The 20,970-nt window shown below is 70.8% G+C and carries 21 protein-coding genes and 1 tRNA gene; 3 read left to right on the top strand and 19 right to left on the bottom strand.

The features are described 5' to 3' along the window. Nucleotides 1-269: 269 nt before the first annotated feature. A complete protein-coding gene (gene mca / locus AB0J40_RS38940) occupies nt 270-1,115 on the bottom strand; it encodes a mycothiol conjugate amidase Mca (protein WP_364463970.1) in 846 nt (281 codons plus the stop codon). Then, the gene (locus AB0J40_RS38935) at nt 1,112-2,461 is read right to left on the bottom strand and encodes a DHA2 family efflux MFS transporter permease subunit (RefSeq protein ID WP_364463968.1); all 1,350 of its coding nucleotides are present in this window, start codon (nt 2,459-2,461) and stop codon (nt 1,112-1,114) included. Before AB0J40_RS38935 ends, mca begins: the two co-directional genes overlap by 4 nt. A gap of 88 nt (nt 2,462-2,549) precedes the next feature. Between AB0J40_RS38935 and AB0J40_RS38930 the strand changes: the two genes are divergently transcribed. Then, the gene (locus AB0J40_RS38930; protein WP_364463965.1) at nt 2,550-3,146 is read left to right on the top strand and encodes a TetR/AcrR family transcriptional regulator; all 597 of its coding nucleotides are present in this window, start codon (nt 2,550-2,552) and stop codon (nt 3,144-3,146) included. Here the strand turns inward: AB0J40_RS38930 and AB0J40_RS38925 are convergent. From AB0J40_RS38925 to AB0J40_RS38865, 13 genes are all read right to left on the bottom strand, one after another. Then, nucleotides 3,143-4,156 (bottom strand): DUF4328 domain-containing protein, encoded by a 1,014-nt coding sequence (locus AB0J40_RS38925; protein ID WP_364463962.1) that lies wholly within the window; start codon nt 4,154-4,156, stop codon nt 3,143-3,145. The two genes, AB0J40_RS38930 and AB0J40_RS38925, sit on opposite strands and share 4 nt — an antisense overlap. Nucleotides 4,157-4,158: 2 nt before the next feature. Next, entirely contained in the window at nt 4,159-4,518 is a 360-nt protein-coding gene (locus tag AB0J40_RS38920) for a rhodanese-like domain-containing protein (protein WP_364463960.1), read from the bottom strand. Nucleotides 4,519-4,571: 53 nt separating this feature from the next. Then, nucleotides 4,572-6,200, bottom strand: a complete 1,629-nt coding sequence (locus AB0J40_RS38915) for a cation acetate symporter (RefSeq protein ID WP_364463957.1) — start codon at nt 6,198-6,200, stop codon at nt 4,572-4,574. Then, on the bottom strand, nt 6,197-6,547 hold the full coding sequence (locus AB0J40_RS38910; protein WP_364463954.1) for a DUF485 domain-containing protein: 351 nt from the start codon (nt 6,545-6,547) through the stop codon (nt 6,197-6,199). The genes AB0J40_RS38915 and AB0J40_RS38910 overlap by 4 nt, the downstream gene beginning before the upstream one ends. 126 nt (nt 6,548-6,673) lie before the next feature. After that, complete coding sequence (locus AB0J40_RS38905; protein ID WP_364463952.1) at nt 6,674-8,464, bottom strand: cation acetate symporter; 1,791 nt, start codon at nt 8,462-8,464, stop codon at nt 6,674-6,676. A 30-nt stretch (nt 8,465-8,494) separates the two neighbouring features. Beyond that, the gene (locus AB0J40_RS38900; protein WP_364463949.1) at nt 8,495-9,025 is read right to left on the bottom strand and encodes a hypothetical protein; all 531 of its coding nucleotides are present in this window, start codon (nt 9,023-9,025) and stop codon (nt 8,495-8,497) included. Nucleotides 9,026-9,038: 13 nt separating this feature from the next. Further along, nucleotides 9,039-9,875: a LytTR family DNA-binding domain-containing protein gene (locus tag AB0J40_RS38895; protein ID WP_364463946.1), complete on the bottom strand. Its 837-nt coding sequence runs from the start codon at nt 9,873-9,875 to the stop codon at nt 9,039-9,041. An 81-nt stretch (nt 9,876-9,956) separates the two neighbouring features. After that, on the bottom strand, nt 9,957-11,348 hold the full coding sequence (locus AB0J40_RS38890; protein WP_364463943.1) for a glycoside hydrolase family 16 protein: 1,392 nt from the start codon (nt 11,346-11,348) through the stop codon (nt 9,957-9,959). A gap of 156 nt (nt 11,349-11,504) precedes the next feature. Further along, on the bottom strand, nt 11,505-12,350 hold the full coding sequence (locus tag AB0J40_RS38885) for a S49 family peptidase (RefSeq protein ID WP_364463940.1): 846 nt from the start codon (nt 12,348-12,350) through the stop codon (nt 11,505-11,507). A 19-nt stretch (nt 12,351-12,369) separates the two neighbouring features. Continuing rightward, the gene (locus AB0J40_RS38880) at nt 12,370-13,686 is read right to left on the bottom strand and encodes a histidine kinase (protein WP_364463938.1); all 1,317 of its coding nucleotides are present in this window, start codon (nt 13,684-13,686) and stop codon (nt 12,370-12,372) included. Between the two features lie 247 nt (nt 13,687-13,933). Further along, nucleotides 13,934-14,794: a DNA-formamidopyrimidine glycosylase family protein gene (locus tag AB0J40_RS38875; RefSeq protein WP_364463935.1), complete on the bottom strand. Its 861-nt coding sequence runs from the start codon at nt 14,792-14,794 to the stop codon at nt 13,934-13,936. Nucleotides 14,795-14,833: 39 nt separating this feature from the next. Beyond that, nucleotides 14,834-15,268: a DUF983 domain-containing protein gene (locus tag AB0J40_RS38870; protein WP_364463932.1), complete on the bottom strand. Its 435-nt coding sequence runs from the start codon at nt 15,266-15,268 to the stop codon at nt 14,834-14,836. A 103-nt stretch (nt 15,269-15,371) separates the two neighbouring features. Next, entirely contained in the window at nt 15,372-16,910 is a 1,539-nt protein-coding gene (locus AB0J40_RS38865) for a sigma-70 family RNA polymerase sigma factor (RefSeq protein WP_364463929.1), read from the bottom strand. 188 nt (nt 16,911-17,098) lie between these two features. Between AB0J40_RS38865 and AB0J40_RS38860 the strand changes: the two genes are divergently transcribed. Further along, nucleotides 17,099-17,171: transfer RNA gene (locus tag AB0J40_RS38860), tRNA-Gly, on the top strand. Nucleotides 17,172-17,324: 153 nt separating this feature from the next. Here AB0J40_RS38860 and AB0J40_RS38855 read toward each other — a convergent pair. The 3 genes from AB0J40_RS38855 to AB0J40_RS38845 all read right to left on the bottom strand — a co-directional run bounded on the left by AB0J40_RS38855 (nt 17,325) and on the right by AB0J40_RS38845 (nt 18,649). After that, on the bottom strand, nt 17,325-17,516 hold the full coding sequence (locus AB0J40_RS38855) for a hypothetical protein (protein WP_364463927.1): 192 nt from the start codon (nt 17,514-17,516) through the stop codon (nt 17,325-17,327). A 158-nt stretch (nt 17,517-17,674) separates the two neighbouring features. Beyond that, nucleotides 17,675-18,076 (bottom strand): immunity 7 family protein, encoded by a 402-nt coding sequence (locus tag AB0J40_RS38850; RefSeq protein WP_364463924.1) that lies wholly within the window; start codon nt 18,074-18,076, stop codon nt 17,675-17,677. Nucleotides 18,077-18,109: 33 nt separating this feature from the next. Next, complete coding sequence (locus AB0J40_RS38845; protein ID WP_364463921.1) at nt 18,110-18,649, bottom strand: DUF2716 domain-containing protein; 540 nt, start codon at nt 18,647-18,649, stop codon at nt 18,110-18,112. A gap of 134 nt (nt 18,650-18,783) precedes the next feature. Here AB0J40_RS38845 and AB0J40_RS38840 point away from each other — a divergent pair, with 134 nt between their 5' ends. Continuing rightward, a complete protein-coding gene (locus AB0J40_RS38840) occupies nt 18,784-19,458 on the top strand; it encodes an alpha/beta hydrolase (RefSeq protein WP_364463918.1) in 675 nt (224 codons plus the stop codon). On the opposite strand, the gene AB0J40_RS38835 is transcribed toward AB0J40_RS38840, so the two are convergent. Further along, complete coding sequence (locus AB0J40_RS38835) at nt 19,443-20,903, bottom strand: serine/threonine-protein kinase (protein ID WP_364463915.1); 1,461 nt, start codon at nt 20,901-20,903, stop codon at nt 19,443-19,445. The genes AB0J40_RS38840 and AB0J40_RS38835 overlap by 16 nt on opposite strands. Nucleotides 20,904-20,970 lie beyond the last annotated feature (67 nt).

Raw genomic sequence — 20,970 nt, 5'->3', positions numbered from 1 at the left:
GACGGGTGGGCGGGAGCGCGGCCGTTCAGTTCGCTCGCGGAGGAGCTGCCGGGTGCGGTTGGTCGAGACTCCGCCGGGGCGGTCGAAGTTCGCGTGGGAGCTTCGGGTCACGGGATGAGCCGCGGTCTGCGGGGCTGGCCTCGCCTGGGGCAGGCGACAGCCGGGGCTGGAGTTCGCTGGTCGAGACGGGGTGCCGTTGGTGCGCTGGACCCGTCCGGCTGCGAACCGCCCGCTGAGACTCCGCCAAGGCGGCTGGCCGGGGTTTGCGGTCATGGCGTTACTCCCGTGAACAGGTCGTCTTCGAGGTCGGCGCCTGGGGTTGGGTGGGCCAGGTAGTAATCCTCGTGGGGCCAGGCTTCGCGCTCTATCTCGCGGGAGTGGGTGAAAAACGGGTGGGCTGGGTCGACCTCGGTTTGGTGGGCCAGGAGAGCCCTGTCGCGCGTGGCGAAGTACTGCTCGCAGCGGATCTTGGTCGTCACCGGGAATGGTGGGTCCGTGGGGAACTCCGCCAGGACTTCGGCCATTGCGGACTCCAGGCCGGCCGCCAGAGTTGCGTCGTGGAGGGCTTGGAACCACGCTCGGCTCAATGCCGCTTGGTAGTACAGCTTCTGTGGTTGCCAAGGGGCGCCGGTGCCGGGGTAGCGGGACGGGTCGGCGGCGGCTTTGAACGCCTCCAGCGTCACCTCGTGGGTTCGGATGTGGTCCGGATGGGGGTAGCCGCCTGTTTCGTCGTACGTGATCACCACGTGGGGGCGGAACTCGCGGATCACTGCCACCAGCGGCTCCGCGGCCACGGTCAGCGGGAGGGCCGCGAAGCAGCCGTCCGGCAACGGTGCGCCGTCGGCGGGCAGGCCGGAGTCGGTCATGCCCAGGAAACGCTGGCGGATGCCCAGGATCTCGGCTGCCGCGGCCATCTCGCGGCGGCGGATCGCCGGGAGGTCGGCGCGGTTCTCCGGGGTGTCCACCGCCGGGTTGAGGATGTCGCCGCGCTCGCCGCCGGTGCAGGTCGCTACCAGGACGTCGACGCCCTCGGCCGCGTAGCGGGCCAGGGTTGCCGCGCCCTTGCTGGACTCGTCGTCCGGATGGGCGTGGACGCTCAAGAGGCGGTAGGTCATCGGGGACTCCTCGAGGGGAAGAACGCTGCGGGAACCAGAGTGAGCGCCGACAGCGCCAAGGACCACGTGAACGTTGTCGCGAACGCTGTCGAAAGCGGAGAAGCCGCGCTGTGGAGGATCGCCGCCAGCAGTGCCGTGCCCAGCGAGCCGCCGACGCGGTTGATCACGTTGAACGCGCTCGCCGCCCGCGGGATGCGGGACCGCTCCAGCGAGCCGTACAGCGTGGTCATGCCCGGTGCGGTTGCCGCGCCCAGGCCGGCGCCGCGGATCAGGAGCGACAACGTCAGCACCACTCCGCTCGGCGCCGAACCGAGCTGGGTGAACGCCACCGTGCCCAGCAGGGACAAGCCGATGCCGGCCAGCATCATCCGGCGGGGACCGAAGCGGGCCAGGAGACGGCCGCCCGCCAGGAGGACCGCGGCCGAGCCGATGGCCTGGGGTGCCAGCAGCAGCCCCGCCTCCCACGGGCTCGCGTGCGCCACCTGCTCGTAGTACAGCGGCAGCAACAGCATCGAGCTGTACAGCGACGCCCCCAGCAGGAACGTGCTCACCGAAGCCACCCGGAAACCCTTGTCCCGGAACAACGTCAGGTCGAGCACCGGCGCCGGCGCCCGGGCCGCGTGGACGCCGTACGCCAGCAGCAGCACGGCACCCGTCACCCAAGCGACGACCACGTTCGAGGCCAAGCCGTAGACGAACGCCGCAAGACCGGGCGACAGCAGCAGGATCCCGCGGACGTCCAACGGTGAACGCGCCTCGGACGGCGAAGAGGCCGGGAGCACCGAACGCGCGACCACGAACGTCGCCACTCCCAGCGGGACCACGCCGAAGAACATCCAGCGCCAGCCGAAGTCCGCCACCAAGGCCCCGCCCAGCAGCGGGCCCAGGACCGGGGCCACCGTCGCCGGCAGCGTGACCACGCCGATCATCCGCCCCAGCGCCGGACCCGCCGCCTGGGCGAACACCGCCTGGCCGACCGGCTGCATCAGGCCGCCGCCCAGGCCGTGCAGTACCCGGAACGCGATCAGCGCCGGTGCCGACCAGGCGAAGCCGCACAGCAGCGTGCCCGCCGTGAAGATCGCCACCGCCGTCAGCCACACCGCGCGGCCGCCGAAGCGGTCGGTCAGCCAGCCCGACAGCGGGATCGCCGCCGACGCCGCGAGCAGGTACGCGCTGGCCACCCACTGCACCGTCGTCACCGGGCTGCCCAGGTCACGGGCGATCGAGTCGATCCCGACGGTCACGATCGTCGCGTCGAGGATCGACAGCACCGCGCCCATGATCAGCACGCCGCCGAGCCGCCACAGCGCGGCGTCGGGACGAGCCGCGGTCAGAGTCACATCCACCCCAGGAGATTAGGTTGGACCTCAGATTAGGTTCGACCCACGCACTGGGTCAAGCACAAAGTTGGGTCCGACCCAGTAGAGTGACGGCATGAGCGAGGGACTCCGGGCCCAGAAGAAGCACGAGACCAGGAAGAACATCTCGGACGTCGCGACGAAGCTCTTCATCCGCGAGGGCTTCGAGGACGTGACGATCGCCGAGATCGCCGCCGAGGCGCGGGTCGCCAAGATGACCGTGACCAACCACTTCCCGCGCAAGGAAGACCTGGTCTTCGACATCCGCGCGGACTTCACGGCCTGGCCCACGACGCTGATCCACGACAGCGTCTTCCACGACACCCGCGAGCTCTACTTCGAAGCCCTCGACGCCCAGCACGCCCTGGTCGGCTTCTCCGGGCAGGGCTTCGCGCGCATGATCCGGCAGAGCCCGATCCTCACGAACGCCCTGCACGAACTCCACCGCGAGCGCGAAGCGACCCTGACCGAACTGCTGACCGGGCGGCACCCCGACGACGGCCTCGAGCCGCGGCTCGTCGCCGCGCACCTCGCGACGGTGTTGCGCGTGCTCTTCGAAGAGGTCTTCGACCGGATCCTCGACGACCAGCCGAAGGACCAGATCGTCGACGCCGTGTGGCCGGCCGCGGAAGCGGCCTTCGACCGGCTCGAACCGGTACTGGGCGGGTACTAGCGCGCCGCGCCGGCGGGCCGCGCCCGGCGCAGCTCGGGCTCCGGGGCGTCCGTCACCTTCAGCACGCGCATCGAGCGCACGGCCCGCGCGTCCGACGGCGCGAGCAGAGCCGAGAACCGCCGCACGACCAGGGCGGTCATCACGGCCAGGAAGGCCGCGGCCAGGTCGGTCAGTGCGACGAGGACGACGCTGTCGGCCATCGACTGGACGTCGTCGCGGAAGCGCCAAGCGATCGTCACGCCCAGCAGCACCCAGTTCAGCAGCCAGGCGCCCCACCACACGAGCAGCTGCCGCGACGGCTTCGGCCGGACGTCGCGGGGGCGGTTCAGCACCGCGTGCTCCAGCTCGCCGGCGATGGACAGCGCCATCGGCAGGTTCGCCACCGGCACGAGGATGCCGACGAGCACCTGCCACACCGGCCGCGGCGGGTCGTCGCCCGAGACGTCCGCCGCCGCGCGGCGGGCGACCAGCAGCCACCAGAGCGACAGCCCGGCGGGCAGCAGCGCCAGGATCGAGGCCAGCAGGCCGGCGGTGAGCACGAAGCCGTCGGAGAACGCCACCACCGAGCGGTTCAGCGCCGATTCGCGGCCCTCGACGAGCAGCACGTACCGCCAGATCTCCGCGCCGGCGGCGACCGCGGCGAGGACGGCGAACGCGAACAGGATGCCGACCAGGCTGCGGCTGAGCACCGGCATCCGGTCGATCGGGCGGACGCCGTCGGACGCCGTGCCGGGCACCGACGTCGGGCGGCGCCAGACCAGGTTCGGGAAGCCCCAGCGCGGCGGCACCGGGTACGACGGCGGCCCGTAGTACCGCTCGGGCGGCGTCACGCGGCGGCGCGGCCACGCGCCCGGCGGCGGGGTCGCCACCCAGCGCAGCTTCGGCCGGTACGTCGGACGGCGGTGGTACGGGTACGGCTCCGGCTGGGCGGCCAGCGTCCGGCCCTGCAGCTGCTGCGCCGAAGGCGGCGGCACCTGACGTGGCCAGTACCCAGGCGGAGGCGGCTGCAAGGCTAGATCACTTCGGGATCGATGCCGGGGTGCTCGCCGACCATCGGCCGGCCTTCGCGCTGCCACGCGCCCATGCCGCCGGCGACGTTCACCGCGTCCCAGCCGCTCTGGTTGAGCCACGCGGTCGCCCGCGCGGACCGGCCGCCGCTGCGGCAGATCACGTGGATCGGCTGGTCGTCCGGCAGATCGGCCAGCTCACCGACGCGGGCGGGCAGCTCGCCCATCGGGATGTGCACGGCGCCGGGCGCGTGGCCGGCGGCCCACTCGTCGTCTTCGCGGACGTCGAGCAGCACGAGGCCGTCCTTGGGCAGGTCGCGGACCTCGGCGGTCGGCAGTTCAGCAGGGCTCACCACGATCTCCATGCTGCCATGCGGGGGCGTTGCCCGCGCGTGAGGTCAACGCCCCCGCACAGCGGTCAGTGCGTAACAGCTTTCTCGGCACCCGCGCCGGTCAGCGCGCGCACCTCCATCTCCGCGTACTTCGCCGTGTTCCGCTCCTTCGACAGGACCGTGCCGAGCCAGCCGAGCAGGAACGCGGCCGGGATCGAGACGAGACCCGGGTTGTCGAGCGGGAACCAGTGGAAGTCGACGCCCTGGATCATCGACGCGCTCTTGCCCGTCTTGGCGTCCACCGGCTTGCCGGAGACCGCCGGCGAAAAGACGATCAGCACGATCGTGACGAGCAGGCCACCGTAGATCGACCACAGCGCGCCCTGGGTGTTGAACCGCTTCCAGAACAGCGAATACAGAATCGTCGGCAGGTTCGCCGACGCGGCCACGGCGAACGCCAGCGCCACCAGGAACGCCACGTTCTGGGACTTCGCCAGGATGCCGCCCGCGATGGCCAGCGCGCCGATCACCAGCGCGGTGATCCGGGCGACCCGGACCTCGCCGCCGGTCGAGATCTGGCCCTTCTTGATCACGTTCGCGTAGACGTCGTGCGCGAACGACGCCGACGCCGTGATCGTCAGGCCGGCGACCACCGCGAGGATCGTCGCGAACGCGACCGCGGAGATGAACCCGAGCAGCACCGGGCCGCCCAGTTCCAACGCCAGCAGCGGGGCCGCCGAGTTCGTCGTGCCCGGGGCCTTCGAGATCTTGTCCGGCCCGACGATCGCACCCGCGCCGTAGCCCAGCACGAGCGTGAACAGGTAGAACACGCCGATCAGCACGATCGCCCAGACCACCGAGCGACGCGCGTCGCGCGCGGTCGGCACCGTGTAGAAGCGCATCAGGACGTGCGGGAGGCCGGCCGTGCCGAGCACCAGCGCGATGCCGAGCGACAGGAAGTCCAGCTTCGTCGTGCCCGTCTTGCCGTACTGCTTGCCCGGGTCGAGCAGCGCCGCGCCGCCCTTGCCGCCCTTGTCGACGGCGGCCTGGAACAGGTCGGACAGGTTGAAGCCGTACTTGCCGAGCACCCACAGCGTCATCGCGAACGCGCCGACGATCAGCAGCGCGGCCTTGATGATCTGCACCCAGGTGGTGCCCTTCATCCCGCCGATGAGGACGTACAGGATCATGATCACGCCGACGACGGCGATCACGATGTCCTGCCCCGCCTCGCCCGAGATGCCGAGCAGCAGGTTGACCAGGCCACCGGCGCCCGCCATCTGCGCGAGCAGGTAGAAGAAGGACACGGCCAGCGTGGAAATCGCGGCCGCCGCGCGCACCGGCGTCTGCTTCATCCGGAACGCCAGCACGTCGCCCATCGTGAACTTGCCGGTGTTGCGCAGCAGTTCCGCGACCAGCAGCAGCGCGACGAGCCACGCCACCAGGAAGCCGATCGAATAGAGGAAGCCGTCGTAGCCGTTGATGGCGATCGCGCCCGCGATGCCGAGGAACGACGCCGCGGAAAGGTAGTCACCGGAAATCGCGATGCCGTTCTGCGGCCCGGTGAACGCGCGGCCGGCGGCGTAGTAGTCCGACGCCGTCTTCGTGTTGCGGCTGGCCCGGAACACGATCACCAGCGTGATCGCGACGAAGACCAGGAAGATGATGATGTTGAGGGTGGAGTTGCTGCCCTCCACACCCGCCGCGAGCGTCATTCGACCGGCTCCCCTTCGATCCTGGCGCGGATTCCGTCGGCGACCGGATCGAGCTTCCGGTTCGCGTAGCGCACGTAAAGCCCGGTGATGACGAAAGTCGAAACGAACTGCAGGAGACCGAAGACCAGGCCGACGGTGATGTTGCCGAAGAGCTTGGTGCTCATGAACCCGTGCGCGTAGTCGGCGAGGAGCACGTACAGCAGGTACCAGAGCAGGAACAGCGCGGTCATCGGGAACACGAACACCCGCAACCGGCGGCGCAGGTCCGTGAATTCGGGACTCCCCTGGATGCTCTCCCAGTCGGTCTGCGGCTCCGCGCCACCGACGTCGTGTTCGGTGCTGCTCACAGCGGATCTCCACCTTCCCGTTTTTTCGTACTGGTCGTACTGGTAGAAACCAACGGAACGTATGGGTCGACTGTGTAGTTCGTAATCCCTCGATCGGGTAATACTTTCTTACTGACTGTCAACGCATTACTTGCGGTGCCGACCCCGACCGGCGATTCGGGTCTTTTCTTCGGCTTGTCCGAATCGCGCGACCGCCCGGTCCCGCATGAAACCGAGCGGATCGGGTGCGTGCAGCCGCAGCATGATGTCGTGCACGTGGTCCGGGCGCCCGTAGCCGGTCACGCGGCTGACGAAGTACGTCGTCACGAACGCGACCGGCACGGTGATCAGCGCCGGCTGGTTGACGAACCACGGCGCCCAGCCGCCGGTGTAGCCGCTCACGACGTTGACCACGAGCGCGGCCAGCACGAGCCCGCCGCCGACGAACATCCCGGCCAGCGCACCCGGCCAGGACAGCTTGCGCCACCAGATGCCCAGCACCAGCAACGGGCTGAACGTCGACGCCGCGAGCGCGAACGTCAGCCCGATCGACAGCGAGATGTCCTCCGGCCGCAGGGCGACCGCCAGCCCGATCGGGAACAGCGCGACCAGCCCGGTCGCGACGCGGAAGTCGCGGACGCGGCCGGGCAGCAGGTCGGTCGAGACGACGCCGGCGACGCTCACCAGCAGCCCCGACGTGCTGGAGAGGAACGCGGCGAACGCGCCGGCCGCGGTGACCGCGCCGAGGATCTGGCCGCCGACGCCGGGCAGCATCGCCAAGGGCAACCGCAGGATCGCCGCGTCCGTCTTGCCGGTGACCAGCAGTTCCGGGACGTACATCCGGGACAGCGCGCCCAGCAGCGTCGGGAAGAGGTAGAACAGGCCCAGCAGCAGCAGGACGTGCACGGTGGTGCGGCGCGCGGCCTTGCCGTCGGGGTTGGTGTAGAAGCGGACCAGGACGTGCGGCAGGCCCATCGTGCCCAGGAACGTCGCGAACATCAGCGAGTACGTCTGGAGCAGGTCGGTGAGGCTGCCCGACGCCGGGTGCAGCCAGTTCGCGTTCTCCGCGACCGAATCGCTGACCACCGGCACCGGGGTGCCGGCCAGGAACTTCAGCTTCGTGCCCTCGGAAACCTGGTGCGGGGCCAGCGGGGTCCAGTGCGTCGGCCCGGCGGCCGGGCCGTTGTCGGTGCGGCCGTAGGCCCAGAGGTAGGTGTCGGCGCGGACGGTGAGCGTGACGTCGGTTTGGACGTCCACTGTGGTGTCGGTGGGGAACACCGGCGGCGCGGCCGCGCCGAGCGGGCGGAAGCCGTCCGGGCCGCCGCCGGCGAAGAAGACCATGCACAGCACGAACGCGGGGACCGCGATCGCGAACAGCTTGAGCCAGTACTGGAAGGCCTGGACGACGGTGATGGCGCGCATGCCGCCGGCGATCACGTTGAACGCCACCAGGACCATCACCGCGACCGCGCCCGCCCACACCGGCACCGGGAGGATCGTCGCCAGCGTCAGGCCGGCGGCCTGCAGCTGCGGGACCATGTAGAGGATCCCGATGAACACGACGAACCCGGTGGAGAACCGGCGGAGCCCCTTCGAGCCGAGCCGCATTTCGACGAAGTCGGGCAGCGTGTACGCGCCGGAGCGGCGCAGCGGCGCCGCGACGAAGAGCATCAGCGCGAGGTAGCCCGCGGTGAAGCCGATCGGGAACCACAGGGCGTCGGCGCCGTCCTTGAGCACGATCCCCGCGATGCCGAGGAACGACGCCGCGGACAGGTACTCACCGGAGATCGCGGCGGCGTTGCGGCGCGACCGGACGGTCCGCCGGGCGACCAGGAAGTCGTGCGTGCTCGTGGCCGAACGCGAAGAGCGGTGACCGAGGAAGAACGTCACCACGGCGACCAGCACTATGCCGGTCAAGGCCCACGGGTTCAGCTGCACGGGGGAATCCTCGCACGACTCGTGCGGAAACTAGTTTTCGATCATGTCCACGAACGCGCGTTCGTTGCGTTCGGCCAGCCGGTTGTACCAGATGCCCACCCCGAACAGGAACGGGAACGGCAGCACGCCGAGGATCAGCCAGGCCACCGGGATGCCGACCACGCTCAGCCGGGAGAACCCGGGCACCAGGTAGAACAGCACCGGCAGCGACCCGAATACGACGACGACGAGCCCGGCCAGCAGCAGCGCCGTCCGCAGCTGGACCTTCACCAGGTGGTCCTTGACGAGCAGCTTCCCCCAGCTGGTCTGCTCTTCCAGTTCGACGCGGGCGCGCAGGGTGCCGGCGCCGCGGCGGGGATCGGCGAGGATCACCCGCTCCCGCTTGGGTTTCGCGTGGTGCTCCGGCTTCGGCGGCTCGTTCTCCGGGGCGGGCGGCAGCGATTCGACGACGGCGCGGTCCGTCGGCTGCGGCAGCGGCCGCTGCTGGCGGACGCGCCTGCCGAGCGTCGGATCGGGCTCTCGCACGCCGTTCGCGCGGCGCTCGTAGAAGTCGTCGGTCATGACCGGTCCCGGCTCAGCCGTTCCGGCCCGAACCGACCAGCCGGTCCTTCAGCGCGCGCGTGTGCCGCCTGCTGACCGGCAGCACCTTCTCCTCGTTGCCGATCACGACCTGGTAGCCGCCCTGGCCCATGCGCAGCTCGGTGATGAGCGGCAGCGCGACCAGGAACGACCGGTGGATCCGGACGAACCCGGCCTTCTCCCAGCGTTCTTCGAGCTGGGCCAGCGGGATGCGGACCAGGTGGCTGCCTTCGGTGGTGAACAGCCGCGCGTAGTCGCCCTGCGCCTCGACCCAGCGGACCGAGGAGCGCGGGATGAGCTTGGTGGTGCCGGCCAGCTCGACGGGGATGACCTCGTCGTCGTTCTTCACGCCGGGCTCGCCGCCCATGGCGCCGGGCGGGGGCGCGGCGGCGGAGGCCAGCTTGTCGATCACGCGCGAGATCGCGCGGTCGAGGCGGTCCTGCTGGTACGGCTTGAGCACGTAGTCCAGCGCGCCGAGGTCGAAGGCGTTGACCGCCTCCTCGGCGTGGCCGGTGACGAACACCAGCGCCGGCGACGGCCGCAGCGCGGCGAACACCCGCGACATCTCCATGCCGGACAGGCCGGGCATGTCGATGTCGGCGAAGACGGCGTCGACGATCGGCAGGCCGCGGTCCTTGCGTTCGCGTAGCCTCGGGTCGTCGGTGGACAGCAACCGCAGCGCCTCGGACGCGTCGATCGCGGGGAACACCTTCGCCACGTGCGGGCTGTTGCGCAGGCAGTGGACGAGTTCGTCAAGACCGTTCGGCTCGTCGTCCACGGCCAGGACCACGAGCTTCCGGGTGTCATCGTGAGCACTCACAGTGAAACGCATCCTGCCCATTGCCGAGTGCAATGTCCAGCCCCCGTCTGCCTGAAGTAGGGGACCCGCGGCCGGGGCCGCGGGTCCCTCGTCTCAATGCACGAACGTGAACCAGTTGAGGTTCACGAAATCGGCGGGCTGGCCGCTCGTGAACGTCAGGTACACGTTGTGCACGCCGGTGACGGCGCTGATGTTGGCCGGGACGGTCCGCCAGCTCTGCCAGCCGCCGGTGTTGCCCACCGCGAAGCTGCCGATCGGCGCGTTGGACCGGCTGTCGAGCCGCACTTCGACGAGCCCGCTCACGCCGGACGCCGCCCCGGACGCGACCCTGGCCTGGAAGTTCGTCGCCGCGCTGCTCCCGAAGTCGATGTTCGGGTAGAGCGCCCAGTCGCCGTTGGCGATCGCGCCGATGTCCTGGCCGCCGCCGGAGTCCGTGGTGGCTTCGGTGAGCACGCCGGACTGCTGGCCGAACGACTCGGCCTGGATGGTGCTGTACGCGCTGCCGCCGCCGCTGGGCGGCGTGGTCGTGGTCGGCGGGGTCGTCGTGCCGCCCCCGCTCCCACCCCGAGTGGTGACGGTGACGTAGTCGACGACCATCGGGCGGCCGGGCACGATCCCCGGCCCCGGCGTCGTGGTGCCGGAGTTGTTGTTGGGGAACGCGCCGCCGATGGCCACGTTCAGCAGCACGAAGTAACCCTGGTGGGTCGTCATGTTCGCCCAGGTCGTGGCGTCGACCTGGTTCTGGCTCACCGAGTGGAACTGCTGGCCGTCGACGAACCAGCGGAACACCTGCGGGCTGGTGCTCGCGTCCCACTCGAAGCGGTAGGTGTGGAAGGCCGACTGGCAGCTGCTGCCCGGGCACGCGCGGTTGGCGGGCAGGCCGGTGGTCTCGTTGCACGGGCCGCCGGGGTTGACGCCGCAGTGCAGGACGCCCCAGACCGAGTTGATCCCGTTGACGTTCTCCATGATGTCGAACTCGCCGATGGCGGGCCAGTTCCACCAGTTGCCGCGGTAGGGACCGCCGAGGGCCCAGAACGCGGGCCAGTAGCCGAGCGCCGCGGCGCCGGTGACGTTCGGCATCTGGATCCGGCTTTCGATCCGCATGACGCCGCCGGCGGGTGGCTTGAAGTCGGTGCGCTGGGTCTCGATCCGCGCCGACGTCCAGTTGCCCGCGCCGTCGCGCAACGGCGTGATGCGGAGGTTGCCGGCACCGTCCTGCGAGAGGTTGCTGGTGCTCGCCGTGTAGTTCTGGATCTCGCCGGTGCCCCAGCTGGCGGGACCGCCGGGGTAGCTGTGCCCGGTGTCGATGATCCAGTTCGCGCTCGAGGGCAACGAGCCGGAGCCGCCGGTGAAGTCGTCGGCGAAGACGGTGGTCCAGCCGGACTCCGGCGGCGGGATGGACGCTTCGGCGGTCAGGGTGAGGGGCACGGTGATGAGCGCGGCGCCGACGACGGCACCGAGGGCGAGTCTTCGGGAGTGGGGCATCGGGGACGACCTCCTTGTCGACCGGATTTGTTGCCGTTCACAACAAAGCCCGTCACCAGGAGAACCGATGGCCCTTCACAACTCCAGAGGCGTTACCCGGCTTGAGTGATCCAGGTCACAAAGTCTGCCCGCAAGTACTCAAACCGGACACCGGGTTCAGAGACCGAAGCGGGACCAGGCCGCCTTCTGCGTCACCGCTTCCAGCACCGCCGACGCCGCGGCCGGGGCACCGATGCCGAGGCGGGCCAGCAGGGCCTTCTTCGGCTCCGCCACCGAGATCTCCGCGTCCGGGAAGCGGTCGGTGACGATCTGGCGGAGGCTGCCCAGGCCGTCGACCAGCCCCAGCTCGACCGCCTTCGCGCCGAGCCAGACGTCGCCGGTAAACAGGTCCTCGGTGTCGGCGAGGCGACCACCGCGGCGTTCCTTCACCCAGTTCACGAACAGCTCGTGGAGCTGGGCGTGCATCTTCTTCAGCCACTCGACGTCCTCGGGCTTCTCCGGCGAGAACGGGTCGAGCCGCGACTTGTTCGCGCCCGCCGTGTGCAGGCGGCGCTCGATGCCGAAGCGCTCCAAGAGCCCCGTGAAGCCGAAGCCGCCGCTGATCACGCCGATCGAGCCGACCATCGACGTGCGGTGCGCGTAGATCTCGTCGGCCGCGCAGGCCAGCCAGTACCCGCCCGACGCGGCGACGTCCTCGCAGAACGCCAGCACCGGCACGCCCTTCTCGTCGGCCAGCTGCCGGATCCGCTCGGCGACCAGCCCGGACTGCGTCGGCGCGCCGCCCGGCGAGTTGATCAGCAGCGCGACCGCCTTCAGCCGGTCGTGGCCGAACGCCCTGGTCAGGGCCGACTCGACGGCGGCCAGGTTGATCGCGCCCCGGCCCAGCGGCGACGGCGACGGCGTGATCACGCCGTGCAGCTTCACCACGGCCACGACGTCCTTGCGCTCGACCCGGTCGGCGAGCACCGGGATCCGCGAAGCCAGCTTGTCCGTAACGCTCATAGGGCCAGGCTAGCGGGATTTAGCCCATGGGGAGGATGCCGGAGCGTGTGCCGTTGACGCCGTTCACCTCGGCGCCGTTCAGCTGGGCCGGGCCGCCCTGGGCCGGGACCTCGGCGTCCGCGTCGGCGCTGTAGTCCGGCATGTTCGGCCGGACGCCCGGGACGAACTTCGGCACCCGCAGCGTCACCTTCATGCCGGCGCCGGGCGCGGTCTCGACCATCACCGCGTAGTCACTGCCGAAGACCTGCTGCATGCGCTGGCTGATGTTGCCGAGCCCGACGTGCGCGCCGGTGCTGTGCGCGTTCTTGACGTCCCGCAGCCGCCGCGGGTCCATGCCGATGCCGTCGTCCTCGACGCTGATCAGCGCCTCGGTGCCGTGGTCCTGGGCGATCACCGTGACGCAGCCGCCGCTGGGCTTGCTGGCCAGGCCGTGCTTGACCGCGTTCTCCACGAGCGGCTGGATGATCAGGAACGGCACGACGACGCTGAGCACCTCGGGCGCGATCTTCATCCGCACCTCGAGCCGGCCGCCGAAGCGGGCGTTCTCGATGGTCAGGTAGCGGTCGATGTTGCGCAGCTCCTCGGCCAGCGAGGTGAACATGCCCGACGTCCGGAACGAGTAGCGCGTGAAGTCGGCGAAGTCCTGAAGCAGCTCTCGCGCCTCTTCGGGGTCCGTGCGGATCAGCGCGGAGATCGTGTTGAGCGCGTTGTAGACGAAGTGCGGCGAGATCTGCGCGCGCAGCGCCTTGATCTCGGCCTGCTGCAGCTGGTGCTTGGACTCGTCGAGCCGCGCGAGCTCGAACTGGGTGCAGACGAACTGGGCGACGGCGTCGGCCATCTGCACCAGCCGCCCGCGGGTGCGGCCGACGACGATCAGCGCCGCCTCGGTCTCGCCCTCGACCAGCAGCGGCACGATGACGGCGGTCTTCATCCGGCAGGTGCCGCGGTGGTTGCACGGCATCCGGTCGTGCGCGACGACCTCGCGGCGGTGCTTGCGGATGGCCGCGCCGATCGCGTCGACGAGGTCGACGTAGTGCTCGTTCGCCTCGCCGTCCCACGACAGCAGCGTGCCTTCGCTGTCGGTGATGCCGACGGCGACGCAGTCGAGCATCTGCAGCAGCTGGGTGGTGATCTTGTCGGCGGCGTCCTCGTCCAGCCCGGAGCGGAGGTTCGGGGCGGCCTTCGACATCCGGTGGACGGCCTGGAGCATGGCGTCCTCCACCACGCTGGCCGGCTTGCGCTGCTTCACGAGCAGCACGATCACCGCGATGCCGAGCAGCACCGCCAGACCCCACGGAACGATCTGCGCAAGCGGAAACCCGGACACGGCGTCCATGCTCTGCGCTCGACCAACCGGGTGCAAGGCCTGTTCCCACTTTCTGTCCAACTGTGATGACCGAGGGTTGAAGGGACCCTACCGAGAGTCGGAACCGGGCCTTCACGGTCACTGTCCGCAACACGCGACGGGCCCGGCATGTTCCACCCGATCTCGCTAAAGCGGCAGGCAGAGCCCGGTTTCCCCGCCGTCGGCCGGGCGGCCGGTGACGCCCGGCGCAGCACGTGCGGCCGAACGGGCGAATCTGCTATTTCAGCAGCCGCGACATCCGGCGGTCGGCCAGCGGTTTGCCGCCCGTCTGGCAGGTCGGGCAGTACTGGAACGACTTGTCCGCGAACGAGATCTCGCGGATCGTGTCGCCGCAGACCGGGCACGGCAGGCCGGTGCGCGCGTGGACGCGCAGGCCCGAGCGCTTCTCGCCCTTCAGGCGCGCCGCCTTCTGGCCCACCGAGCGCTGGACGGCGTCGGACTCGATCTCGACGATCGCCTCGGCGAGGGTCTCCAGCGCGCCGTCGTCGAGCTTGCCGATCGTCGCGTACGGGGAGAGCTTCGCGCGGTGCATGATCTCGTCGGAGTAGGCGTTGCCGATGCCGGCGATCAGCGACTGGTCGGTGAGCGCCCACTTCAGCCGCGTGTTCTTGCCGGCGAACAGCTCCCGCAGCTGGGCGGCGTCCAGCGACAGCGCGTCCGGGCCGAGGCGCGCGACACTCGCGATCTCCTGCGGGTCCTTCACGATCCACACCGCGAGGCCCTTCTTCGTGCCCGCCTCGGTGAGGTCGAAGCCGGGACCGGTGGCGGACTCGAGGTGCACGCGCAGCGAGATCGGGCCCTTGCCCGGCTTGAGCGGCGCCGCCGCCAGGCCGTCCGACCAGCGCAGCCAGCCCGCGCGGGCCAGGTGGACGACCAGGTGCAGGTCGCCGGCGATGACGTCGAGGTGCTTGCCGTGGCGGGTCGCGCCGGTGATCTCCCGGCCGTGCAGGTCCGTCCACGGCGGGGTCGCCGTCTTCAGGACGCTCAGGGATGCGACATCGATGCGGAAGATCGTCTGGCCGACCGCGTTCTCGCGCAGGTGGTGCGCCAGCGCTTCGACCTCGGGCAGTTCGGGCATGTCCCCAGTTTCACCCCTTCGGCCGAATTCCGGTACCGGCTACTCGACCGGGTGCAGCGGCCCGTCGAAATCGGGCAGAGAGTGCCGCTGGATCGTCTTGGAGATCTTCTTGACCTCGCCCTGCACGGTGAACATGCCGCGGATCGTGCCGACCCAGCGTTCGGACGGCCGGTCGTGGTCGCCGTCGGTCTCCGCGACCACGGTCCACGGGCGGCGCAGGATCCACCGCAGCGGGAAGAACAGCACCACCAGCAGGAGCGCCAGCAGCACCCACGCGGGGATGTTGACCTCGTTCGGCGTCCAGACGACCAGGATCACGGCCAGCAGGGCGGTCACCACGATCATCGCGATGCCGGGGCCGTAGCTGCCCGCGACGTCGTGCTCGAAGTCGTCGGCCGTCGCCGGTGCGCGCCATTCCATCTGGGCACGGACCACCCAGTCGCGGCCGTCTTCGCCGCGTACCAGCCGGTTCATTCAGTTGCCTCCCGGGGCGCCCGCAGGGTGAGCACCACAACGGTACCGTGCCCGGGCTCGGCCGCGCGAGGGAAGAAACGGACATCCCACCCGGCGAAGTTGATCACTGCTGTTCAGCGGCGGTCGGGGTCGAATCCGCCGGTTCGCCCGATTCGGTGACGCTGCTCGGGCACGGCTTCCCGGAGGTCGGCGTCACCGTCGTCGACGGCTCGGTGGTGCCCGAGTCACCTTCGGTCGGCGCCGGCTTGGTCGGGGCGGTCGTCGTGGTGGTCCCCGGCCGGCCGGACGGCGACAGCTCGGGCGCGTCGGCGCTCTCCGGCGAGGTCTCGTCGGAGGTCTTCGTCATCTCCGTGCTCGTGGAATCGAGCCGCGGCGACGTCGACGAGTGGTCGGGCGCGCTGAACGTGGAGGACGTCAGGTCGTCGCGCGGGGTCTCGCCGTTCGTGCCCGGCTGCGGGGCGCCGCCCACGTCACCGACCGGGACGTCGGCCGCCGGCACGGTCGACACCTCGTTCGCCGCGATCTGCTTGGTGCCGCCGCGTTGCCGCGCCGGGACGGCGACCCCGGTGCCGCGGCCGTTGAGCACGCCGATGCCGATCCGGGGGTCCTGCTGCGGCTGCGGGGGCGGCTGGTGGTGCGACTCCGCGGGTGGCACCACGACCAGCTCGGGCGCACCGCCGGTGAGGCCGACGTCCTGCACCGGCGTCGACCCGAACAGCACCGGGCCGGCGGCGACGCCGACGGCACCCACGGCCGCGGTGGACGCCAGCGCGAGCCCGATCTTGACCTTGGAGCCGACCAGCACGCCCTTGATCGTCGTGCCGAGCCCGGCCAGCACGCCGCCGCCGCTCGCGGCGGCACCCGCGGCCGGCACCAGCAGCACCAGCACCCCGGCGTGCGCGCGCAGCGACGAGCAGACGTCGCGCAGCTCGTCCTGGGTCGCGCGGCACGACGAGCAGCCGTGCAGGTGCGCCTTGATCCGCTCGGCCTCGGCGCCGGTGACGCTGCCCGCGGTGAACCCGCCGAGCTTCTCGACGACCGCCCGGCACGAATCGGGCCCGCGGTTCACCGAAAGGTGTGCCTGCAAGTACGCCGCGCGCAGGCCCTGACGGGCGCGGCGGGCCAGCGCCGCGGTGGCGTTCGCGCTCAGCCCGAAGTGGGTGGCGACCATGGCGGGCTGCTCGCCCTCGACCTCGGTCTGCCACAGGACGGTCCGCCAGCGCTCGGGCAGGCTGGTGAACGCCGTCGTGATCAGCGTGTGCTCGGCCGTGCGGGCGTGCGTGTCGGCACCCGCACCGGCGCGGAAGGTCAGCTCGTCGTCGGAAACGGGGACGTCCCGGCGGGCACCGTGCCACTCCCAGGAAACGCGGCGGGCGACGGTCAGGAGGTAGGCGCGGACGTAGTCCCGGGGGCCGGCGCCCCGGCGGAGGGCCTGCAGGACGCGGAAGAACGTCTCCGCGGTGATGTCCTCGGCCTCGGACCGGTCGGCGGCCAGGCTCTGGGCGAGCCGGCGGACGGCGGCGGCGTGCAGCTCGAACAGCTCCCCGAAGGCGGCGTCCTCGCCGTTTCGCAGTCGTTGCAGCAGTGCCTGCTCGTCGGATTCCGAGGCCGCTGGTGGCGGCACCGTGCCCAGCTCGGTCATCCGGCCCGGCACCTCCTCCCCGAAGGTCTCCCCATTCGGTCGAATGGGGACACCATACGGAGGGATTCAGCCGTCGTCACCCCTTGTACGCCAGCTGTGACACCGAAGCACCGGGTCAGGGCACGGGGGGACCCGCTCATCGGAGCAGTTTTCGCTTGGTATAGAGTGCTCTTCAACAGCAACGCAGTGCGGATGTAGCGCAGCTGGTAGCGCATCACCTTGCCAAGGTGAGGGTCGCGGGTTCGAATCCCGTCATCCGCTCGAGTGCGAGAGGGCTGTGTCGGCAGAAAGCGCCGACACAGCCCTCTCGCCATTTCACCCGGGGGCCGAGCCCCCGGAGCCCCCACGGCGCGGTCCTCAGTGAGTGTCGTCGCTCCTTGAATGCCACCTGTTCGGGTGATGCTCGGCAGTCCCTTACATCGCCGGGGCTTTGAACGGGTCGTGCTCGGCGAGGAGCTTGTCGAGCCGGGCCTGGTCGACGCGGGAGACCACGGAGGTCTCCTCCTGTCTGTCGCGGACGCACTTGGCGAGCGTGAAGGTGGAGGTGACCAGGTAGAGCGCGCCGAGGGCGAGGCCATTGTGGGGACAACCCCCGCGCGTAGGCAACCCCCGCGCGTAGGCAGCCCCCGCCCTCCCTGGGGGCCGGCCCCGCTTCCAGCGTATCGGCGGGGGCGGACGAAAACGGCGCGGTGAGCGGGACCCGGGCGGTGTTGTCCACATCCGCGGGTGGTTGTGGACAACCGGGCGCGCGCAGGGGCAGGCGACTACAGCTCGTAGATGTCCAGGACCGTCGGGGCGACCGGGGTCAGGTGCGGGTCTTCGCGTTCCGTCACCTGGCCCCTGGCCATGCGGTACACGCGGAACTCGTTGTCGTGCTCGGGGTCCTGGTCGTCCCACACGTGCAGCAGGCCGTACGAACCCGCCGCCAGTTCGCCGACCCTCGTGAACAGCTCGAGCAGTTCCGGGCCCAGGCGGCCGCCGTGCTTGTCGAAGCCGCCGAAGTGGAGCATCGGCATGCCCGCGCTCCAGCGGAGGTCGACCAGGTCGAAGTCACCCGCGTCGCGGATCGCGCGGTGCACGCGGTCGACCAGGCGCTCCAGGAGCGCCGCGTCGTCGTCGCCGCTCGCGGTCGCCTGGATGGTCACCCAGCCGTGATACTCGAACACCCGCAGAACGGTAGCAAGAGATCAACCGCGAGCTCAGCGGGCCAGCGCGGACGGCTTCCCGTCGCGGCGCAGCACGTTCGTCAGGACGCCTTCGCCGTGTTTTTCGAACGCCGCGACGAGCTTGTCGCCGAACACGCAGAGCGTGCGCTCCCACGGGTGGCCGAGCGTGCCGAAGGAGAAGTCCGACGCGAGGAACAGGTGGTAGTCCGCGCGCGGGAACACCGGCACCGGCCAGCGCGCGCCCTCGGTCATCAGGTGCGGGCGGACGCGGTAGGACTGGTGCTGCCAGTGCAGCGCCCACAGCCAGTCGTCCGGGCCGCAGACCTCGCGGAACGCCGCCAGCGCGATGGCCGCGACCTGGTGCTCCTCGACGGCGTACGGGCCGAGGCGGAACTCGGCCGACGCGCGGTCCAGGTCGCCCGGCGAGAGGTCCCAGGTCCGCGACGGCACCGGCTCGCGGAAGCCCGGCCAGGCGTGGGCGTAGGTGCTCGGCCAGAACGCCAGCTTGTCGTACACCCAGTACCAGGCGGGTTCGTCGGCGACGCGGGAGACGGCTTCCCAGGCAGCATTCACTGTTACGACCTCTGACTCGGCCGGGCACGGAAGAACACGCGAAAGCTTCGTGTTCGCCCTCCGGTTTGTCCAGTCCTCGTCCGCCCGCCGCGAACTGTGTCACTCGACCGGGTGGGTTCTGTCAGGTTGTCACCATGCGAATCGTCTTCGTCCACGGTGCCTTCGTCCGCGACGGCGCCTGGTGGTGGCGGCCGACGGCGGACCTCCTCGCCGGCCGCGGTTTGCGCAGCTCAGCGGTCGTGCTGCCGAGCTGCGAGCGTGCGCCGCGCGGCGATCTCCACGACGACGCCGAGGCCGTCCGCGCGCTGCTCGACGCCTCCGACGAGCCCGCTCTGCTCGTCGGACATTCGTACGGCGGGATGGTGATCACACAAGCGGGCAACCACCCCGCGGTCCGCCGGCTCGGCTACGTGACGTCGTTCCTGCCGGACGCCGGCGAGGCCCTCGCGGGCTTCGGCGGCAGCGAGCCGCCCCCGTGGCACGTCACCCACGGCGACGGCACCGCAAGCGTCCGGGAGGGGTTCGTGCGGCCGCTGTTCGCCCAGGATTTCGACGACGCCACCTACGCCGGTGCCGCCGCCCGGCTCACGCCGCAGAACGAAGCCGTCTTCGGCCAGCCCGTGACGCAGGCGGCGTGGCGGAAGGTCCCGTCCACCTACATCGTCTGCGCCGACGACCGCGCGACACTGCCGGAGACGCAACGCAAGCAGGCCGCGCGCGCGACCGACGTCGTCGAGCTACCCGTCGCGCACCACCCGTTCGTCACGCGGCCGGAGCTGGTCGCCGAAGTGCTTCAGACGATGACGTAACCCATCAGGAACTCCTTGGTCTTGCCCTCGCAGCCGGCGTCGAGCGAGTCGAAGTGGCTCGCGCCCGCGTTGCAGCGGTAGATCGCGCGGGCGCCCGCCCAGGACGGCGGGTTCGCGTAGATGTTGCCGAGCAGGCCCAGCGCCTGCTGGCCCTCGCACTTGCCGCTCTGGTCGGTCGACGTGAACCAGTCCTTCTGGTCCTTCACCTTGCAGGCGAACAGCTTCCGCGTGCCCGGCTCGGCCTTCTCGACCAGGGAACCGAACACGCCTTCCTTGGTGAAGCCGGCCGGCGGGGAGACCTTCTTCGTCCCGCTGAAGTGGCCGCCGTCGGCTTGGTGGTAGCGGATCAGCGGCACTTCGGCCGGGTGCGGCTTGGCCGCGGTCGACGACGGCGAAGTGGCCGAAGTCGTGGACGGCGTGGGTTTCTTGGTGCTGTGCTTCGGAGTGGTGGTCGGCGTCGCGGACGTCGAAGCGGGACCGGCGACGGGCACGGGCGTGGTGCGGTCCGGCTTGAGGAGGAAGATCGCGCCGAGCGCGGCGATCACCGCGACCGCCACCCCGGTCAGGACCAGCGGCAGGCGGCGCTTCTTCGTCGGCAGACCGTCCACTGTGGCTGGTGCCGGCGCGGCGAGCCACGCGGTCCGCGACGGCGGGGCCGGCACGCCGGTGCGCGCGGTTTCCAGTAGCCGCCGCAGTTCCGGCGCGGTCAGCCGGTCCGAAGTGGACTGGGTGAGCAGCCCGCGGACGGCGTCGGCGAGCGGGCCACGGGTGCGCTCCAGCACCGGCTGGTCGTACATGATCGCGTGCAGGGTCGCGGCCGTCGTCGTGCGCTGGAAGGGCGCGCGGCCTTCGGCGGCGTGGAAGAGCGTCGCGCCGAGCGACCAGAGGTCGGCCGCCGGCGACGGGCCGGCCCCGGCGAACAGCTCGGGTGCCATGTAGCCGGGCGAGCCCATGACGCCGCCGGTCTGCGTCAGCGACGGGTCGTCCAGCGCCCGCGCGATGCCGAAGTCGGCGAGCTTCACGCGGTCACCGGGCAGCACCATGATGTTGCTGGGCTTGACGTCCCGGTGCACGATGCCCGCCGCGTGCGCGCTCGCCAGCGCGCCGAGCACCTGCAGGCCGAGCGCGGCGACGCGGCGGTTGTCGAGCGGCCCTTCGCGGTCGATGACGTCCGCCAGCGTCGGCGCGACGACCAGCTCCATGACGATGAACGTGGCGCCGTGCTCGCTGACGACGTCGTACACCGTGACGACGGCGGGGTCGTTGAGCCGCCCGGCCGTGCGCGCCTCGCGCATGACCCGCTCGAGGCTCGTGCCCGGCGGCGTCGCCAGCTCCTTGAGCGCGACCGGCCGCCCGAGCACCGTGTCCTCGGCGCGCCAGACGACGCCCATGCCGCCCCGGCCCAGCTCGGCCGAGATCGCGTACCGCCCCGCGACCACTCGCATCGTCGTCCCCCTGAACGCTCGGGGGCCGATGCTAGGGGAGGCGCCGGGCGGGCCCGGCGCCTCCCCG

This window comes from Amycolatopsis sp. NPDC049691, assembly GCF_040675005.1.
Taxonomy (GTDB): Bacteria; Actinomycetota; Actinomycetes; order Mycobacteriales; family Pseudonocardiaceae; genus Amycolatopsis.
The sequence above is the reverse complement of the archived record's forward strand: the minus strand, read 5'-3'. Positions and strand labels throughout refer to the sequence as shown.

Coding starts and splice junctions, on each gene's coding strand:
- AB0J40_RS38870 (WP_364463932.1), bottom strand. CDS start 15,268: ATGAACCGGCTGGTACGCGGCGAAGACGGCCGCGACTGGGTGGTCCGT.
- AB0J40_RS38915 (WP_364463957.1), bottom strand. CDS start 6,200: ATGACGCTCGCGGCGGGTGTGGAGGGCAGCAACTCCACCCTCAACATC.
- AB0J40_RS38865 (WP_364463929.1), bottom strand. CDS start 16,910: ATGACCGAGCTGGGCACGGTGCCGCCACCAGCGGCCTCGGAATCCGAC.
- AB0J40_RS38900 (WP_364463949.1), bottom strand. CDS start 9,025: ATGACCGACGACTTCTACGAGCGCCGCGCGAACGGCGTGCGAGAGCCC.
- AB0J40_RS38885 (WP_364463940.1), bottom strand. CDS start 12,350: ATGAGCGTTACGGACAAGCTGGCTTCGCGGATCCCGGTGCTCGCCGAC.
- AB0J40_RS38840 (WP_364463918.1), top strand. CDS start 18,784: ATGCGAATCGTCTTCGTCCACGGTGCCTTCGTCCGCGACGGCGCCTGG.
- AB0J40_RS38920 (WP_364463960.1), bottom strand. CDS start 4,518: ATGGAGATCGTGGTGAGCCCTGCTGAACTGCCGACCGCCGAGGTCCGC.
- AB0J40_RS38895 (WP_364463946.1), bottom strand. CDS start 9,875: ATGCGTTTCACTGTGAGTGCTCACGATGACACCCGGAAGCTCGTGGTC.
- AB0J40_RS38890 (WP_364463943.1), bottom strand. CDS start 11,348: ATGCCCCACTCCCGAAGACTCGCCCTCGGTGCCGTCGTCGGCGCCGCG.
- AB0J40_RS38835 (WP_364463915.1), bottom strand. CDS start 20,903: ATGCGAGTGGTCGCGGGGCGGTACGCGATCTCGGCCGAGCTGGGCCGG.
- AB0J40_RS38930 (WP_364463965.1), top strand. CDS start 2,550: ATGAGCGAGGGACTCCGGGCCCAGAAGAAGCACGAGACCAGGAAGAAC.
- AB0J40_RS38880 (WP_364463938.1), bottom strand. CDS start 13,686: ATGGACGCCGTGTCCGGGTTTCCGCTTGCGCAGATCGTTCCGTGGGGT.
- mca (WP_364463970.1), bottom strand. CDS start 1,115: ATGACCTACCGCCTCTTGAGCGTCCACGCCCATCCGGACGACGAGTCC.
- AB0J40_RS38875 (WP_364463935.1), bottom strand. CDS start 14,794: ATGCCCGAACTGCCCGAGGTCGAAGCGCTGGCGCACCACCTGCGCGAG.